Consider the following 18,129-nt stretch of genomic DNA (forward strand, 5'->3'; position numbering starts at 1 on the left):
CGGCGCGGGCGCTTCGCTTCCCACCCCGCCGGGCCGGGCGCTGCCCTAAAGGGCCCCGCAACTGAAGCCGAGTAGTAGAAGGCCAAAGCACCCGTTGCGCACCCACCGTACGCACCGCCTACGGGGTTTTAACCCGGCAGTGGCAGTATCATCCCCGGTCATGATCACCCGCCGGGCCTGACACCCCCGGCACCTGGAACAGGGCTCCGGTCTGGCACCCGGAGCGCGCAGACGCGTTTTCGCATGGGGGAAACCCCATCCCATCTCCACCCCGGCGGCGCCGCCACCCTTTAACGGACGGCCAGCAGCGGAACGGAAACAGAGACAGAGACCGATGGCAAGACACGCAACCGGCAGGGCAGGGGCCTTGGCGGGTGTGCGGCGCGCTGTACTTTTCTATTGAGATATCGTTGATTGACTTCAATAGACGAGTTTTTTCAGTGAGTTGTTTTGCAGCTAGAAGAGCGTTCAATGGATTTTGTGAAGAGGATACTATGGGGATCTTTGACGAGCGGGACTACCTAAATGCGAGAGTTTTCGAATTGGAAGAAATCGTACATGGGCGTTCCGCAAACTTTCTGACGCTTTGCAAGATTTTCGACGAGGTTTTCCATTATCGCAAACTGACTCCAAGGGTTAGTTTGCTTCTGTCTTTGGTCAAAGAGGAGATGTGGCGTGTAGCGTCGCAAACTGAAGTTAGTGCCAGCCCGGAAATTCTTGAGGCAACTTCAAAGTTTGAACCAAAATTCAGCGTTTCGCGAGAAAACGTTGTCCAGATCAACGATGTCGTACACTTTCCAGTAGGCCTTAATGTTCAAATACATAGTGGAAATGTTGAGCCACTGCCTGGCCTTAGAAGTTACACAACAAAAGAAAAAATTGCGGAGAGGATATTGGGTAAAATCTTGGGAGAGGTCGTTGTTTTTCTGAACGGAAGACGGAGCGAAATCGCGGCGATAACCAAGTTTGGGTCTCCTGAATACTATGATCTGCGAAGAACATCCGGTCTAGAGTAGAGAGGGCTTAGTCCCCTTGATCCCATCCCCCAACCCGTCTATAGGCACCCGGTGGCGTTCCGCGCCACGGAATCACCAATCAAGAAACGCCGTGTTTGGCCCATCACGCTTCGGGGGCCACATCCGGCAAGGAGAAGCGACATGAAACTTCACGAACTGCGCGACAATGCAGGCGCCGCCAAGAAACGCACCCGTGTGGCCCGTGGCCCGGGTTCCGGCAAAGGCAAAATGGGCGGCCGCGGCATCAAAGGCCAGAAATCCCGTTCGGGCGTCTCGATCAACGGCTACGAAGGCGGTCAGATGCCCTTGTACCAGCGTCTGCCCAAGCGCGGCTTCAACAAGCCGAACCGCAAGGCATACGCTGTTGTGAACCTGGGCCTGATCCAGAAGTTCATCGACGCAGGCAAGCTGGACGCAGCCTCCATCACCGAGGATTCGCTGGTTGCCTCCGGCCTGGTCCGCCGCAAACTGGACGGCGTCCGCATCCTGGCCAAAGGCGAAATCACTGCCAAAGCAACCATCGCAGTCACCGGCGCATCCGCTGCAGCTGTTGACGCTGTTGCAAAAGCTGGCGGCACTCTGACTGTGGCAGCCCCCGCCGCCGCAGAGTAACGGCTTGTGAGCGGCGCCAATGCCGCTTACATAGTCTCCGAGTTTTCCTAGAACGCCGCCCGAGCCGGAAAACGGTTCCGGGCGGCGTTTCGCTAAAGAAGAGACCTTTTCATGGTATCAGCAGCAGAACAAATGGCGGCAAACACCAGCTGGGCTGCCCTTGGCAAAGCTACGGATCTGCGCAACCGCATCCTGTTCACCATCGGCCTTTTGATCGTCTACCGCTTGGGCACCTTCATTCCGGTTCCCGGCATCGACGCAGCCGCCCTGCGCCAGTTCATGGAGCAGGCAGGCCAGGGCATCGGCGGCATGGTGTCGATGTTCACCGGCGGCGCACTTGGCCGCATGGGGATCTTTGCCCTCGGCATTATGCCTTATATCTCCGCCTCCATTATCGTTCAGCTTCTGACTTCGATGGTGCCCTCGCTTGAGCAGCTCAAGAAAGAGGGCGAGCAGGGCCGCAAGAAGATCAACCAGTACACCCGCTACGGCACCGTGGCGCTGGCGACCGCACAGGCCTATGGCCTCGCCGTGTCGCTGGAACAAGGCGATCTGGCGACCGATCCGGGCATGTATTTCCGCATGGCCTGCATGATCACCCTGGTTGGCGGCACCATGTTCCTGATGTGGCTGGGCGAGCAGATCACCCAGCGCGGCATCGGCAACGGCATCTCGCTGATCATCTTCGTCGGCATTATCGCCGAGGTTCCGGCAGCAATTGCCCAGTTCTTTGCCTCCGGCCGCTCCGGCGCGATCAGCCCGGCGGTGATCATCGGCGTGATCCTGATGGTGATCGCGGTGATCATGTTCGTGGTGTTCATGGAGCGCGCGCTGCGCAAGATCCACATCCAGTACCCGCGCCGCCAGGTCGGCATGAAGGTCTATGACGGCGGCTCCTCGCATCTGCCGGTCAAGGTGAACCCGGCGGGCGTGATCCCGGCGATCTTCGCCTCCTCGCTGCTGCTGCTGCCGACCACCATTTCGGCGTTCTCCTCGGGCGCGGCGACCGGCCCGGTGATGTCCTGGCTGCTCGCGAACTTCGGCCCCGGCCAGCCGCTGTACCTGTTGTTCTTCGTCGCGATGATCGTGTTCTTTGCCTATTTCTACACCTTCAACGTCTCCTTCAAACCGGAAGACGTGGCGAACAACCTGAAGAACCAGAACGGCTTTGTCCCCGGTGTCCGCCCCGGCAAGAAGACCGCTGAATACATCGAATACGTGGTCAACCGCATCCTGGTTCTGGGCTCCGGCTACCTGGCCCTGGTCTGCCTCCTGCCGGAGGTCCTCCGCGGCCAATTCGCCATCCCTGTATATTTTGGCGGCACGTCCGTTCTGATTGTGGTATCCGTCACCATGGACACCATTCAGCAGGTGCAAAGCCACCTCCTCGCGCATCAGTATGAGGGCCTTATCGAGAAGAGCCAGCTGCGCGGGCGCAACAAGAAACGGACAAAACGGGGACCCTCTCGCCGATGACCAATATTATTCTCCTTGGCCCGCCTGGTGCGGGCAAAGGTACGCAAGCGCGTTACCTGGTTGAATCCCGCGGCATGGTGCAGCTCAGCACCGGCGACATGCTGCGGGAGGCCCAGACCTCCGGCACCGAAATGGGCAAGAAAGTTGCCGCCATCATGGCCGAGGGCAAGCTGGTCACCGACCAGATCGTGATCGGCCTGATCCGCGAGAAGCTGCAGGGCGGCGCCGAAGGCGGCTTCATCTTCGACGGCTTCCCGCGCACCCTGGCCCAGGCCGATGCGCTGGCCAAGCTGCTCGATGAGATGGATCTCAAGCTCGACGCCGTGATCGAGATGCAGGTTGACGACGACGCGCTGGTCGCCCGCATCACCGGCCGCTCCACCTGCGGTGGCTGCGGCGAGGTCTACCACGACCAGACCAAACCCTGGCCGGCAGACGGTAAATGCGCCAACTGCGGCAGCGACAACGTGCAGCGCCGGGCGGACGACAATGAGGACAGCCTCAAGACCCGCCTGATGGAATACTACAAGAAGACCTCGCCGCTGATTGGCTACTATTACGCCAAGGGCAACCTCCAGCGCCTCGACGGCCTCGCCTCGATTGAGGAAGTCCGCAAGAGCATGGCCTGGATCATGGGCGAATAAGCCGCCCGTTTACCGGATCGAAGTGCCCCGTGCTGCAAAGCTGCGGGGCATTTTCATTTCCGGAGGCCCCGATGCCCGCACCCCGCCTGCAACTGCCCGCCACACTTGCCGCGATCATTGCCCTGTCCGGCCCGCTTCAGGCCGATCAGCTTTACCTGGATGACGCGGCTGCCTGCGACCGGGTGCTGATCAGCGAGAACGGCATTACGGATTATGCCAATGAGGGCGGGCTGATCCTGCATCAGAGCGGCTTCAGCTCGATGGAGTATTTCTGCAACTTCCAGCCTGCGCTCAGCCTGGAATGGGGCAGCTACCGGGTGAGCGACCACACCGGCCGCTGCGAGCTGCCGGGCCCGCAGTATTTCCCGCAGCTGTTCACGGTAGTTCTGGACCCGGAGGAGCCCGGCACCGTATCCATCTGGATGGGCGAGGCGGAACCCTTGCGCTTCTTCGCCTGCAGCAGCTGACAGGGCAGGGGGCAGCCCGCGGCGTTTTCGCAGATCACGGGTTGACCCCCGCGGCAATTCCACATAGGCAACCCCATCCCTTCTGGGAATGATTCCCGGCGGATGGATTCGTCTGTCTGCCTTACCACCTCGAAATGCTGGACCCTCTGGCCACACTGCCACGGTCAAGTGTTGTGAAAAAAGGTTCCGGCGTTACGGAACCGCAACGAAAAGGAAAGTGACACGTGGCACGTATTGCCGGCGTTAACATCCCGACTGCAAAGCGGGTTCCCATCGCCCTCACCTACATCACCGGTATCGGCAACACCTCGGCGAAAGCCATCTGTGAGGCTGTTGGCATCGACGCAACCCGTCGTGTGAACGAACTGTCCGACGCTGAAGTCCTGGCCGTGCGCGAGCACATCGACGCCAACTACACCGTCGAAGGCGACCTGCGCCGTGAAGTGACCATGAACATCAAACGCCTGATGGACCTGGGCTGCTACCGTGGCCTGCGCCACCGCCGCAACCTGCCGGTCCGCGGTCAGCGTACCCACACCAACGCCCGTACCCGCAAGGGCCCGGCCAAGCCGATCGCCGGCAAGAAGAAGTAAGGGGGGCTTGATCAATGGCACGCGATAAAACCCGCATTAAGCGTAAAGAGCGCAAGAACATCGCCTCCGGCGTTGCTCACGTGAACTCTTCGTTCAACAACACCAAGATCCTGATCTCCGACGTGCAGGGCAACGCGATCTCCTGGTCGTCCGCCGGCACCATGGGCTTCAAAGGCTCCCGGAAATCCACTCCTTACGCGGCTCAGATGGCTGCTGAGGACGCGGGCAAGAAAGCCCAGGAACACGGTGTGAAGACCCTGGAAGTCGAAGTTCAGGGCCCCGGCTCTGGCCGTGAATCGGCTCTGCGCGCACTGGCCGCTGTCGGCTTCAACATCACCTCGATCCGTGATGTGACCCCGATCGCACACAACGGCTGCCGCCCGCCGAAGCGCCGCCGCGTCTAATTCGAATTTTTTGCTGGGGCCCCGCTTGATTCGCAGGGCCCCAGTGCGTCATTTAAACCTCGGGCGTCCTTGGCCTTCCGGACATGGGGCAGGGACAGGAATGGAGGGAACGCATGATCCATAAGAACTGGGCAGAGCTGATCAAGCCGGCACAGCTGGAAGTGAAGCCGGGCAACGATCCTGCACGCCAGGCAACTGTCGTCGCAGAGCCGCTGGAACGCGGTTTCGGCCTGACCCTGGGCAACGCGCTGCGCCGCGTCCTGATGAGCTCGCTGCAAGGCGCGGCCATCACCAGCGTGCAGATTGATAACGTCCTGCACGAGTTTTCGTCCGTGGCCGGTGTCCGTGAAGACGTCACCGACATCATCCTGAACCTCAAGGGCGTGTCCCTGCGCATGGAAGTCGAAGGCCCCAAGCGCCTGTCGATCAATGCCAAGGGTCCGGCAGTTGTCACCGCAGGCGACATTGCTGAAACCGCAGGCATCGAGGTTCTGAACCGCGACCACGTGATCTGCCACCTGGACGACGGTGCCGATCTGTTCATGGAACTGACCGTGAACACCGGCAAAGGCTATGTCTCGGCAGACAAGAACAAGCCGGAAGACGCTCCGATCGGCCTGATCCCGATCGACGCGATCTACTCGCCGGTCAAGAAGGTCTCCTATGACGTTCAGCCGACCCGTGAGGGCCAGGTGCTGGACTATGACAAGCTGACCATGAAGGTGGAAACCGACGGCTCCATCTCCCCTGACGATGCCGTGGCTTATGCCGCCCGCATCCTGCAGGACCAGCTGTCGATCTTCGTCAACTTCGACGAGCCGGAATCGGCTGGCCGCCAGGACGAGGACGATGGTCTGGAGTTCAACCCGCTTCTCTTGAAGAAAGTGGACGAGCTGGAACTGTCTGTCCGTTCGGCAAACTGCCTGAAGAACGACAACATCGTCTACATCGGCGACCTGATCCAGAAGACCGAAGCCGAGATGCTGCGCACCCCGAACTTCGGCCGCAAGTCGCTGAACGAGATCAAAGAAGTGCTGTCGGGCATGGGCCTGCACCTTGGCATGGACGTCGAGGACTGGCCGCCGGACAACATCGAAGATCTGGCCAAGAAGTTCGAAGACAGCTTCTAAAGGTTTCGAGGAGGGCTCCGGCCCTCCTCTTCAATGCCCGGGTTTGCCGGGGACGACATGGGCACCCGCCCCAAGGTGAGCAGCAGACACGCATCCGCTGCCTGACAAAGCAAAACGCAAGATAAGGAATTGAAAAATGCGTCACGCACGTGGTTACCGCCGCCTGAACCGTACTCATGAGCACCGCAAGGCCCTGTTCTCCAACATGGCCGGCTCGCTGATCGAGCACGAGCAGATCAAGACCACCCTGCCCAAAGCAAAAGAACTGCGCCCGATCATTGAAAAACTGATCACTCTGGCGAAACGCGGCGACCTGCACGCCCGCCGTCAGGCAGCTTCCAAGCTGAAAGAGGACAAGGACGTCGCGAAACTGTTCGAGGTTCTGGGCCCGCGCTACAAGGACCGTCAGGGCGGCTATGTCCGTGTTCTGAAGGCCGGCTTCCGTTACGGCGACATGGCTCCGATGGCCATCATCGAGTTCGTCGACCGCGACGTTTCCGCCAAAGGTGCTGCCGACAAGGCCCGCCTGGAAGCAGAAGAAGCAGCTGCTGAAGCAGACGAATAAGACGCGCTGAACCTTCCGGGTTCACTGTCTGGCCCCCGCTCCATCCGGAGCGGGGGTTTTTCTTTACGCCACGGCACTTCCCGGGCGTTTAAGATTCACTTTTCAGGTGAAAGGGAATCGTAATTTTCTTCTGGCTTAACTCTGCCATCCGAAATTTCCGGGACAGATGTGATGGCAAACAAGAAGACATCCGCGGCCAGGCGGTTTTCACTGGCAAATCTCAGTACCAAGGTGAAAATCGTATCCGTTGCGCTGCTGCCGCTTCTTTTGGTGCTTGGGGTGGGGGTGCTTGCCGTCTTCAACCTGGGCCGGATGGATCAATCGGCCAAGGCCGTGGATCACACCCAGGAAATCCTGACCGGCTCGCAGACCCTGGCTGAGGCTGCCTCGCAGATGGAGGCAGGCCTGCGCGGCTACCTGCTGGCGGGCCGGGAGGAATATCTGGTCCCCTTTGAGGACGGTAAGGCGCAGGTCGCTGAAACCCTCGCCAGCCTGCGCACTCTGGCAGCAGGCGACGCAGAGATTCTTGCCACTCTGGACGAGGCGGAGCAGACACTGGCGGGCTGGCAGGAAAACGTGGCCGCCGGCGCCATCGCGCTGCGCCAGGAAATCGGCGACGCCATGACCATGAACGACATGGCCGCCGAGGTGAAGAAATCCAAGGGCCGGGTCTATTTCGAGCAGTTCCGCACCGAGATGACCAATGTCATCGAGGAGGAGGAAGTTGAGCTCAACAACCGCCGCAACACCTTCATGTCGCTAGTGAACGCGGGCATTGCCGATCCGGATTACCTGAACACCTCGCTTGAGGCGGTGGAGCAGACTCACAAGATCATCAGCCGGGCCAAGGACCTTCTGGCCGCCGCTGTAGACATGGAAACCGGTATGCGCGGCTTTCTTCTAGCGGGCGACCGGGAGTTTCTGGAACCCTATATGGAAGGAAACGGCCGCTTCAACGAGGTTCTGGCCGATCTCCGGCTGGCGCTGGCAGACAACCTGATGCAGGCAAACCGCCTGAACAAGGTGGCGGGGATCATTGACGAATGGCGCAATGAAGTTGTCGTGCCGATGCTGCAGCTGCGCCGGGTGATCGGCAGCGCCGCCACTATGGACGACATGGCTGATCTGGTCGCTGAGGGCCGCGGCAAGGAGTATTTTGACAGCTTCCGCGCGACTATGGAGACGCTGCAGGCCGCTGGCACCGCGGCCATGGCGGAACGCCGTGCCGCCAATGAGGAACTGGGCGCCCAGACCCGCACCATGATCCCCGCAGCCATCGGCGGCGCGATCCTGATCGGCGGCATCCTGGCACTTGTGATCGCCTCAGGCATCGCGTCGGGCATCCGCCGCATCGTCGTGTCGATGCGCGGCCTGGCAGAGGGCAACAACGCGGTTGAGATCCAGGGCCAGACCCGCGGCGATGAGGTCGGCGACATGGCCCGCGCGCTGGAGAAATTCCGCGACGAGCTGGTGCGGATGCAAGAGGCGGAAGCGCAAAAGGCAGAGAGCAAGGACGCCGAACTGGCGGGTGTCGTGCGCGAGCTGAGCGAACGTCTGTCGCGACTGGCGCATGGCGATCTCACCATCCGCATTGCCGAGGAATTCCCCGAGGAATACGAACAGTTGCGCGCCGATTTCAATGGTTCGGTCGACAATCTGAATGCAACTGTGCAGCAGGTGATCGAGGCCTCCACAAGCATCCGCAGCGGAGCGGCCGAGATCAGCCAGGCCTCTGACGACCTGTCGCACCGGACCGAAAGCCAGGCGGCGACTTTGGAAGAAACTGCCGCTGCCATAGATGAGCTGACAGCATCGGTGAAATCGGCAGCCGAGGGCGCCCGCAACGTGGAAAACACCGTGCGCGAAGCCCGCCAGGAAGCCGAAACCAGCGGCGAGGTGGTGCAGGAGGCGGTTGCCGCCATGGGCGGGATCGAGGACAGCTCCAAGAAGATCAGTCAGATCATCGGCGTGATCGACGACATTTCCTTCCAGACCAACCTGCTGGCGCTGAATGCCGGAGTGGAGGCCGCCCGCGCAGGCGAAGCAGGCCGCGGCTTTGCGGTGGTTGCGTCCGAGGTGCGGGCGCTGGCGCAGCGATCCTCTGACGCGGCGATGGAAATCAAAACGCTGATCTCCGACAGCTCCCGCCAGGTGGATCAGGGCGTTGATCTGGTCGGCCGTGCAGGGCAGGCGCTGCAGTCCATCGTGGGCCGCGTCAGCCATATCTCGCAGCTGGTCTCCGAAATCGCCGAAGGCGCCGAGGAACAGTCCACCGGCCTGCATGAGATCAACACCGGCGTCACCCAGCTGGATCAGGTGACCCAGCAGAACGCCGCCATGGTGGAGGAGGCAACTGCCGCAGGCCACATGCTGAACAGCGACGCAATGAAGCTCGCCGATCTGGTGACGCGCTTCCAGGTGGACGGCAGCAGCGCTGCGCTTGCGGCGCCGGAAGCGCCCGCGGCGCAGCCCTCCGCCCATGGCGATGATGATTGGGGCGATGAGGATTGGGCGGCCGAGCCCAGCCCGGCGCCGGTTGCCGCCGCCGCCAGCGATGGCAATGCCGCCCGCGATCTGTGGCAGGACTTCTGACCGCTGCCGCCAGGAAAATGCCAAGGGCCCTCCCACGCGGGAGGGCCTTTTGCTGTGCTGCGGGCGCATTTCCGGGGTGACAGCCCCGCGAATCTCCGCTAGCGTCCGGCCCATGACCCGTAGCTATGCCGCATTCTGGTATTTCTTTTATCCGCGCCACATGGCGGACGGAGGGGTCAGCGCGTTCTGAAGACAGACAGGAAACGCACCAGGATACCACCAACCGCCCGCAGCCCGCAGGCGGTTTTTTTGTATCCGCCGCAGCGCCAAGGGCCACCCGCCAAGGAAGCTGAAACATGACACCCCAGACCGAAAACCTCCGCATTACCGGCATGCAGGAACTGATCTCTCCCGAAGACCTCGCCGCACAGCTGCCCACGACGGCTGAGGCCACCGATACCGTGCTGGCCAGCCGCACCGCCATTCAGGACGTGCTGCACGGCCGCGACGGCCGCGTCGTCGCCGTGGTCGGCCCCTGTTCCATCCACGACCCCAAGGCGGCAATGGAATACGCCGAACGTCTGGCCCCGCTGCGCACGCGGCTGGCGGGTGAGCTGGAAATCGTGATGCGGGTCTACTTCGAGAAACCCCGCACCATCAGCGGCTGGAAGGGGCTGATCAACGATCCCGGTCTCGACAATTCCTTCCGCATCAACGAGGGGCTGGGGCTGGCGCGCCGCCTGTGCCTGGACATCAATGCCCTGGGCCTGCCGGTCGGGACAGAGTTCCTCGATACCGCGGTGCCGCAGTACATCTCCGACCTGGTGGCCTGGGCCGCCATTGGCGCCCGCACCACCGAAAGCCAGATCCACCGCGAGATGGCCTCCGGCCTCAGCTGCCCGGTCGGCTTCAAGAACGGCACCCGCGGCAATGTGCAAATCGCGGTGGACGCGGTGCGCTCGGCCGCCCATCCGCATCATTTCATGGCGCTGGCCAAATCGGGCCGCGCGGCGATTGCGGCCACCAGCGGCAACCCGGACTGCCACCTGATCCTGCGCGGCGGCGGCGGCACCAACTATGACGCGGCCTCGGTCGATGCGGCCTGCAAGCTGGCGGAAAAGGACGGCATTCGCGGCCATGTGATGATCGACGCCAGCCACGCCAACAGCGGCAAGGATCCCATGAAACAGCCCGCGGTGCTGCGCGATGTGGCGGCACAGATCGCAGGCGGCGACAGCCGCATCACCGGCGTGATGGTGGAAAGCCATCTGGTGGCGGGCCGCCAGGATCTGGGCAAGGGGGAACTGACCTACGGCCAGTCGATCACCGACGGCTGCCTCGGCTGGGAAGACACCGTGGCCGCGCTGGAGCATCTGGCGGATGCAGTTGCCAAACGGCGCACCGCCGCGCAGGCGGAGCTGGTCGATGGCTGAGGCCGGCGCCTTGAGGGCGCGCCTTCGGCAATGATTATTTAGTCAAAGAAGAAAGGCCTGCCTCTGTTTGCCGGCCTGCTTCTTTCTGGTTCCAAATACTCCAGGGTGAATTGGCCGCAAGGCCAAGAGGGGCAGCGCCCCTCCGCCCTCTGGGACGCTGCCGTCTTGCAATCCGGGCGCGCGCTCCGCATATCCTTCACGCAGCAACAAACGGGAGCCCCCATGATCCGCCCAGCCCTGACCGCCCTTGCCCTGTGTCTTGCCCTGCCTGCGCTGGCCTTGCCCGCGGCGGCTGAAACCAAGGTGCCGCAGTCCCAGGCGGAGATCGCATTGGGGTTTGCGCCGCTGGTTCAGGAAGCCTCGCCTGCGGTGGTCAACATCTATGCCAAGGTGGTGCGCCAGGTGCAGCAGCGCCGCCGCTCGCCGTTCATGAATGATCCGTTCTTCGATGATTTCTTCCGCGGCTTTGCCGAACCGCAGCCGCGGGTGGAGAACTCGCTGGGCTCCGGGGTGATCCTGTCAGCGGACGGTATCGTGGTTTCCAACTACCACGTCGTCGGCAGTGCCACCGAAATCCGCGTGGTGACCAACGACCGGCGCGAATACAATGCGCGGGTGATCCTGGGTGACAAGGCCAGCGACCTGGCGATCCTGCAGCTGGAAGAGGCCGCGGACCTGCCGCATCTGGACCTGCGCGACAGCGACGGGGTGCAGGTGGGCGAGCTGGCGCTGGCGATCGGCAACCCGTTCGGGGTGGGGCAGACCGTCAGCAGCGGCATTATCTCAGGGCTCGCGCGCACCGGCATGGGGGCGGGCGACGGCTTTGGCTACTACATCCAGACCGACGCGCCGATCAACCCGGGCAACTCCGGCGGCGCGCTGATCGACGTCAATGGCGACCTCATTGGCATCAACACCCGCATCCTGTCCCGCTCCGGCGGCTCCAACGGCATTGGCTTTGCCATTCCTGCCAACCTGGTCAAACAGTTTGTGGAGCAGGCGAAAACCGGCGCCGAGGAGTTCCAGCGCCCCTGGGCCGGCATGGCCGGGCAGCCGGTGGATGCGGACCTCGCCGCCTCGATGGGCATGGAGGTGCCGGAGGGCATGGTGGTTTCCGACCTGCACCGGGAAAGTCCGTTTGCCAAGGAAGGCTTCAAGGTGGGCGACGTGATCACCCATGTGGATGGAGAGGTGGTGAATTCGCCCTCCGAGATGGTGTTCCGGATGTCTGTCTCGGGCCTTGGCGGCACCGCTGAAATCACCCGCCTGCGCGGGGCGGAGCGCGACGTGGTCGCGGTGCCGATGATCACCGCGCCGGACCAGCCGCCCGCCAACCCGGTGCAGCTGGATGAAAAGACCGCGCTGCCCGGCCTGACGGTGGCGCAGATCAATCCCCAGGTGATTGCCCGCCTCGGCCTGCCGCTGTCGGCGGAGGGCGTGGTGGTCACCGATCCCGGCCCCTATGCGGGCCGCGGCGGGGTGCAGCCGGGCGATGCGCTCTTGGCGGTGAACGGCCAGGCGGTCACCGGCACCGAGGACGTCTATGCCATCCTCGCCAACAGCGGCCGCTGGATTCAGCTGGACCTGAACCGCCGCGGCCAGCGCGTCACCCTGCGGTTCCGCACCTGATGGCGGACCTGTTCGGCACCCCGGCGCCATCGGACGGCGAGGCACAGCAGGCCAGCAAGAACCGGCCGCTGGCAGACCGGCTGCGGCCGCAGTCGCTGGCGGATGTGATCGGCCAGGAACAGGTGCTGGGGCCGGAGGCGCCCTTGGGCGTGATGCTGGCCTCGGGCTCGCTCTCTTCGCTGATCTTTTGGGGGCCGCCGGGGGTGGGCAAGACCACCATCGCGCGGCTGCTGGCGCAGGAGACCGACCTGCATTTCGTGCAGATCTCGGCGATCTTCACCGGCGTGCCGGAGCTGCGCAAGGTGTTCGAAGCCGCCAAGATCCGCCGCCAGAACGGGCAGGGGACGCTGCTGTTCGTGGATGAGATCCACCGCTTCAACAAGGCCCAGCAGGACGGCTTCCTGCCGCATATGGAGGATGGAACCATCCTCCTGGTGGGGGCGACCACGGAAAACCCCTCGTTCGAGCTGAACGCCGCTGTGCTGAGCCGTTCGCAGGTGCTGGTGCTGGAACGGCTGTCGCTTGCCGATCTCGAACGCCTGACCCAGCGCGCCGAAAAGGAGCTGGGCCGGGCCCTGCCGCTGAGCGGGGATGCCCGCGACGCGCTGCATGAGATGGCGGATGGCGACGGGCGGGCGCTTTTGAACCTCATTGAACAGGTTGCCGCCTGGAAGGTGGAGGCACCGCTGGGGCGGGAGGCGCTGTCGGCGCGGCTGATGCGCCGGGCGGCCAAGTTCGACAAGTCCGGTGACGAGCATTACAACCTCATTTCCGCCCTGCACAAGTCGATCCGCGGCTCCGACGCGGATGCGGCGCTTTACTGGCTGGCGCGGATGCTGGAGGGCGGCGAGGACCCGCGGTTCCTGGCCCGGCGGCTGACGATGATGTCGACTGAGGACATCGGCATGGCCGACCCGCAGGCCAATACGGTTTGCCTCAATGCCTGGCAGACCTATGAGCGCCTTGGCAGCCCGGAGGGCGAGCTGGCGCTGGCCAACGCCGCCGTCTACCTGGCGCTGGCGCCGAAATCCAACGCCGTCTATGTGGGCATCAAGGCCGCCCGCCGGCTGGCCAAGCAGACCGGCAGCGCGCCGCCGCCCAAGCACATCCTGAACGCGCCGACCAAGCTGATGTCGGAGCAGGGCTATGGCGACGGCTATGCCTATGACCACGATGCGGAGGACGGGTTTTCCGGCCAGAATTACTTCCCCGACGGGGTGAAGCGGCCGGTGCTTTATCAGCCGGTGGAGCGCGGGTTTGAGCGCGAGCTGAAGCGGCGCACGGATTATTTCGCGAACCTCAGGCTGAAGCGAAACAAGTAAAGCGGCTTTGCCGGCAAAGCCGCGGCCTCCGGCGGGGGGTGAGTGATGTCCCGGAAACCGTCTGGGGGACGGTTTCAATCACGAACGGGCGGAGCCCTGGGAAAGATGAAAGGGCGGGAGCCTTTTGCTGGCAGCCCTGCGCGCTGTGCAATACGGGCAAAACTTGACATCCCTGCCTGTGCCGGCGACAGGACGGGGATGATTTCTTCGGTTTCCATGGTGGCCCTTGGCGGCGCAATCGGGGCGGTGTGCCGCTATCTGGCCGGGCTGGGCATCATCCGGCTGCTGGGGCATCACGATTTCCCGGTGGCGATCCTGACGGTGAATATCCTCGGATCCTTCCTGATGGGGATGTTCGTGGTGGCGGCGGCGCTGCGGGACCTGACCTGGCTGAGCCCGCTGGTGATGACCGGGCTGCTGGGCGGGTTCACCACCTTCTCGGCGTTCTCGCTGGAGACCGCCAACCTGATCGAGCGCGGCGCCTTCGGGCAGGCGGCGCTGTATGTAGCTTTGTCCGTGGGCCTGTCGGTCGGCGGATTGTTTCTCGGCCTGGTGGCCGCAAGAGGAGTGTTCGCATGAGCGGCGTTCAGATGATTACCGTCAGCGAAGACGACAGCGGCCAGCGCATCGACCGCTGGCTGCGGCGGCTGTTTCCGCATGTGAACCAGGGCCGCATCGAGAAGATGTGCCGCAAGGGCGAGCTGCGGCTGGACGGCGCCCGCGTCAAGGCCAATACCCGCGTCGAGGCGGGGCAGGTGGTGCGGGTGCCGCCGCTGGCGGACAGCGACCTGAAACCGGCCGCACCGCGCGAGATGAAGGTCTCGGATGCCGATGCCAAGATGATCCGCGATTGCGTGATCTACCGCGACGATGACGTGATCGTGCTGAACAAGCCCGCCGGGCTGGCGGTGCAGGGCGGCTCCGGCACCACCAAGCACGTGGACGGCTTGGCCGAGGCGCTGAAGTTCGGGCTGGAGGACAAGCCCAAGCTGGTGCACCGGATCGACAAGGACACCTCCGGCGTTCTGGTGCTGGCGCGCAACCGCAAGGCGGCGCAGGGGCTGACGGCCGCGTTCCGCCACAAGAACACCCGCAAGATTTACTGGGCCCTCGTGGCCGGCGTGCCAACGCCGTACCTGGGCGAGATCAAGAATGGCTTGGTCAAGGCGCCGGGGCATGGCAAATCCGGCGAGGGCGAGAAGATGATCAACGTGCATCCGCACGACATCGACGACACGCCCGGCGCCAAGCGGGCGCATACGCTTTATGCCACGCTCTACCGCGTTGCCAGCCGCGCCGCCTGGGTGGCGATGGAGCCGATCACCGGCCGTACCCACCAGCTGCGGGCGCATATGTCCGGCATGGGCCATCCCATCGCAGGCGACGGCAAATACGGCGGTTCGGGCCAGGAGAACCTGGGCGACGGCTGGGGCGCCTCGATTGGCGGGGTGATCTCCAAGAAGCTGCACCTGCACGCGCGCCGGATGGTGTTTGAGCACCCGGTCACGCACAAGCAGGTCTCGGTGGTAGCACCGCTGCCGGATCACATGAAGGAAAGCTGGGACACCTTCGGCTGGAGTGAGGACCTGGCGGCGGACGACCCGTTTGAGGATCTGAAGTGAGCGCGGACCTGCGGCTGATCCTGTTTGACGTGGATGGCACCCTGGTGGACAGTCAGGGCGCGATCACTGGCGCGATGGATGAGGCGTTTCAAGGGGTTGGCCTGGACGTTCCGCCGCGCGAGAGGATCCTGTCCATCGTCGGCCTGTCGCTGCCCCTGGCCATGGCGGAGCTGGCGCCGGAGCAGGACGCGGCAACGCTGGACGCGCTGGTGGAGGGCTACAAATCCTCCTACATGCTGGCGCGCGAGGCGGCGGGGGCCGCGCATTCGCCGCTTTACCCCGGCACGCGGGAGATGCTGGCAGAGCTGAACGAGGTGCCGGAATACCTGCTGGGGGTCGCCACCGGAAAATCCCAGCGCGGCGTGGATGCGCTGATTGCGGCGCATGGGCTGAATTGCTTTGTGACCCGGCAAGTGGCCGACCATCACCCGTCGAAACCGCATCCGTCGATGGTGCTGACGGCAATGGCGGAGACCGGGGTGGAGCAGGCAAGCACCGTGATGATCGGCGACACGCGGTTTGACATCGAAATGGGGCGCGCAGCGGGGGTCACCACCATCGCCGTGCCCTGGGGTTATCACCCGGCAGAAACCTTGGGCGCCGATTACCTGATCCGCGATTTCGCGGAGCTGCGCCCGCTGCTGGCAGAAATCTGGAAGGGCTAGGATATGAGCGGCTGGGCACAGAAACGGTTCTGGAAAGCGGTCACCGTGGCGGAAGCTGCGGAGGGTTTCGAGGTGGAGCTGGACGGGCGCCGGGTCAAGACCCCGGCCAAGGCACCGCTGATGGTGCCGACGCGGGAAATGGCCGAGGCGATTGCCGCGGAATGGGACGCCCAAACCGAATCAGTTAACCCCAATTCCATGCCTTGCACCCGGTCGGCCAACGCTGCAATTGACAAGGTGACACATCAGCACAGCGAAGTTGCGGCGATGCTGGCCGAATACGGCGACAGTGATCTCTTGTGCTACCGGGCGGACTCTCCGGTTGAACTGGCGGCCCGCCAGGCCGCGGAATGGGACCCGGTGCTGGACTGGGCCGAGGCGGAACTGGGGGTGCGTCTGCTGCCTCGGACCGGGGTTCTGCACCAGCCGCAGGAACCCGCAGCCCTGGCGGTTCTGGCGGAGAAAACCCGCGCCATGACTCCCTTCCAGCTGGCTGCATTTCACGATCTTGTAGGCATTTCAGGCTCTTTGATCCTTGGCTTTGCAGCCGCTTCGGGCTGGCGCAGCGCCGAGGAGATCTGGCTGCTGTCGCGCCTGGACGAGCGCTGGCAGGAAGAGCAGTGGGGTGAGGACGAAGAAGCCCAGGCTGCAGCCGAAGTGAAACGGCAGGAATTCCTGCACGCCAAGCGATTCTTCGATTTTTCCTGACCGGATAAGAAATTACTTATCCACAGCCGAACCGGAAACAAAATTCCGCGCGGACGCCGTTCGTGCGGAATTCGTACATCGAAATTCCTGATACCGCCCTTGACGTTTGCTGATGAATGCGCCCAAACTCAGCCACGAATTAGGGGCAAACCCTTCTTCAGTCTCATATCCGGCGGGGGATCGCCGGAAAATAAGAACCGCCGAATGGCGGGCTATCAGGAAGAGGTAAATATGAAAAAATCCGTTATTTTGGGCGCAATGACCTTTGCCGGTCTTGCGGCTGGCGCAGCATCTGCCGGCACGCTGGACGACGTGAAGGCCCGCGGCAAGCTGAACTGCGGCGTCACCACCGGCCTGGTCGGCTTTGCGGCCCCGAATGCAAACGGTGAATGGGAAGGCTTTGACGTTGCCGTGTGCCGTGCTGTGGCTGCAGCCGTGCTGGGCGACTCGAGCGCTGTCGAATTCGTGCCGACCACCGGCAAGACCCGCTTTACCGCGCTGGCGTCTGGCGAAATCGACATGCTGGCCCGCAACACCACCTGGACCTTCAGCCGCGACGTTGACCTGAAGTTCGAATTCGTGGGCGTCAACTACTATGACGGCCAGGGCTTCATGGTCCCGAAAGAGCTGGGCGTGTCCTCCGCCAAGGAACTGGACGGCGCCACCGTGTGTATCCAGACCGGCACCACCACCGAGCTGAACCTGGCGGACTTCTTCCGCTCCAACAACATCAGCTACGAGCCGGTTCCGATCGAAACCAACGCCGAAGCGCAGCAGCAGTACCTGGCAGGCGCCTGTGACGTCTACACCACCGACGCCTCCGGCCTGGCCGCAACCCGCGCCACCTTCGACGATCCGGCCGGCCACGTGATCCTGCCGGAAATCATCTCCAAGGAGCCGCTGGGCCCGCTGGTCCGCCATGGCGACCATGAGTGGGGCGATGTGGTCCGCTGGAGCCTGATGGCGCTGATCGCGGCAGAAGAGCTGGGCGTGACCTCGGCCAACCTGAGCGAAATGGCAGCTGGCACCGAGAACCCGGAAATCAACCGCCTGCTGGGCACCGAAGGCACTCTGGGCGAGATGCTCGGCCTGTCGGCTGACTGGGGCAAGAACGCGATTGCCGCTCAGGGCAACTACGGCGAGATCTTTGCCAAGAACATCGGCGAAGACACTCCGGTTGGCCTGGCCCGCGGCCTGAACGCACAGTGGACCGAAGGCGGCCTGCTGTACGCTCCGCCGTTCCGCTAAACACACCACCGGGAGGGGCGCAGGAATTTCCTGCGCCCTTTTCCTATCTGAAAAAAACTCTGG

The 18,129-nt window shown here is 63.2% G+C and carries 18 protein-coding genes; all 18 read left to right on the forward strand.

The genetic code is table 11. The features are described from left to right. Nucleotides 1-494 precede the first annotated feature (494 nt). The 18 genes from RA25_RS22760 to RA25_RS14650 all read left to right on the forward strand — a co-directional run bounded on the left by RA25_RS22760 (nt 495) and on the right by RA25_RS14650 (nt 18,066). Nucleotides 495-1,016, forward strand: coding sequence for a hypothetical protein (locus RA25_RS22760; protein ID WP_152612211.1), 522 nt, complete (start codon nt 495-497; stop codon nt 1,014-1,016). Between the two features lie 141 nt (nt 1,017-1,157). Continuing rightward, complete coding sequence (rplO, locus tag RA25_RS14570; protein ID WP_019298008.1) at nt 1,158-1,628, forward strand: 50S ribosomal protein L15; 471 nt, start codon at nt 1,158-1,160, stop codon at nt 1,626-1,628. A gap of 111 nt (nt 1,629-1,739) precedes the next feature. Then, a complete protein-coding gene (gene secY / locus RA25_RS14575; RefSeq protein WP_019298009.1) occupies nt 1,740-3,104 on the forward strand; it encodes a preprotein translocase subunit SecY in 1,365 nt (454 codons plus the stop codon). Beyond that, a complete protein-coding gene (locus tag RA25_RS14580; RefSeq protein ID WP_019298010.1) occupies nt 3,101-3,748 on the forward strand; it encodes an adenylate kinase in 648 nt (215 codons plus the stop codon). The genes secY and RA25_RS14580 overlap by 4 nt, the downstream gene beginning before the upstream one ends. A 71-nt stretch (nt 3,749-3,819) precedes the next feature. Then, nucleotides 3,820-4,215: a hypothetical protein gene (locus tag RA25_RS14585; RefSeq protein WP_039173479.1), complete on the forward strand. Its 396-nt coding sequence runs from the start codon at nt 3,820-3,822 to the stop codon at nt 4,213-4,215. Nucleotides 4,216-4,439: 224 nt separating this feature from the next. After that, a complete protein-coding gene (gene rpsM, locus RA25_RS14590) occupies nt 4,440-4,808 on the forward strand; it encodes a 30S ribosomal protein S13 (protein WP_019298012.1) in 369 nt (122 codons plus the stop codon). Between the two features lie 14 nt (nt 4,809-4,822). Next, nucleotides 4,823-5,212: a 30S ribosomal protein S11 gene (rpsK, locus tag RA25_RS14595; RefSeq protein WP_019298013.1), complete on the forward strand. Its 390-nt coding sequence runs from the start codon at nt 4,823-4,825 to the stop codon at nt 5,210-5,212. A gap of 113 nt (nt 5,213-5,325) precedes the next feature. Beyond that, the gene (locus RA25_RS14600) at nt 5,326-6,342 is read left to right on the forward strand and encodes a DNA-directed RNA polymerase subunit alpha (RefSeq protein WP_019298014.1); all 1,017 of its coding nucleotides are present in this window, start codon (nt 5,326-5,328) and stop codon (nt 6,340-6,342) included. 136 nt (nt 6,343-6,478) lie between these two features. Next, nucleotides 6,479-6,907, forward strand: a complete 429-nt coding sequence (rplQ, locus tag RA25_RS14605; protein ID WP_019298015.1) for a 50S ribosomal protein L17 — start codon at nt 6,479-6,481, stop codon at nt 6,905-6,907. A 171-nt stretch (nt 6,908-7,078) separates the two neighbouring features. Then, nucleotides 7,079-9,499: a CHASE3 domain-containing protein gene (locus RA25_RS14610; protein WP_039173482.1), complete on the forward strand. Its 2,421-nt coding sequence runs from the start codon at nt 7,079-7,081 to the stop codon at nt 9,497-9,499. 296 nt (nt 9,500-9,795) lie between these two features. Further along, complete coding sequence (locus RA25_RS14615) at nt 9,796-10,872, forward strand: 3-deoxy-7-phosphoheptulonate synthase (RefSeq protein WP_039173485.1); 1,077 nt, start codon at nt 9,796-9,798, stop codon at nt 10,870-10,872. A 222-nt stretch (nt 10,873-11,094) separates the two neighbouring features. Next, on the forward strand, nt 11,095-12,501 hold the full coding sequence (locus RA25_RS14620; RefSeq protein WP_039173488.1) for a trypsin-like peptidase domain-containing protein: 1,407 nt from the start codon (nt 11,095-11,097) through the stop codon (nt 12,499-12,501). Further along, nucleotides 12,501-13,823, forward strand: a complete 1,323-nt coding sequence (locus tag RA25_RS14625; RefSeq protein ID WP_019298019.1) for a replication-associated recombination protein A — start codon at nt 12,501-12,503, stop codon at nt 13,821-13,823. Before RA25_RS14620 ends, RA25_RS14625 begins: the two co-directional genes overlap by 1 nt. Before the next feature lie 198 nt (nt 13,824-14,021). Then, nucleotides 14,022-14,402, forward strand: a complete 381-nt coding sequence (gene crcB, locus RA25_RS14630) for a fluoride efflux transporter CrcB (RefSeq protein ID WP_019298020.1) — start codon at nt 14,022-14,024, stop codon at nt 14,400-14,402. Beyond that, nucleotides 14,399-15,445: an RluA family pseudouridine synthase gene (locus RA25_RS14635; RefSeq protein ID WP_019298021.1), complete on the forward strand. Its 1,047-nt coding sequence runs from the start codon at nt 14,399-14,401 to the stop codon at nt 15,443-15,445. The genes crcB and RA25_RS14635 overlap by 4 nt, the downstream gene beginning before the upstream one ends. Beyond that, nucleotides 15,442-16,110, forward strand: coding sequence for an HAD family hydrolase (locus tag RA25_RS14640; protein WP_039173491.1), 669 nt, complete (start codon nt 15,442-15,444; stop codon nt 16,108-16,110). The genes RA25_RS14635 and RA25_RS14640 overlap by 4 nt, the downstream gene beginning before the upstream one ends. A gap of 3 nt (nt 16,111-16,113) precedes the next feature. Beyond that, nucleotides 16,114-16,818 carry an ATP12 family chaperone protein gene (locus RA25_RS14645; RefSeq protein ID WP_039151064.1) on the forward strand — a complete coding sequence of 235 codons (705 nt, stop codon included), beginning with the start codon at nt 16,114-16,116 and terminating at the stop codon, nt 16,816-16,818. Nucleotides 16,819-17,049: 231 nt separating this feature from the next. Then, nucleotides 17,050-18,066 carry an amino acid ABC transporter substrate-binding protein gene (locus RA25_RS14650; RefSeq protein WP_029205012.1) on the forward strand — a complete coding sequence of 339 codons (1,017 nt, stop codon included), beginning with the start codon at nt 17,050-17,052 and terminating at the stop codon, nt 18,064-18,066. Nucleotides 18,067-18,129: the final 63 nt, after the last annotated feature.

The organism is Leisingera sp. ANG-S5, from assembly GCF_000813925.1.
In the GTDB taxonomy this organism is placed as follows: Bacteria; Pseudomonadota; Alphaproteobacteria; order Rhodobacterales; family Rhodobacteraceae; genus Leisingera.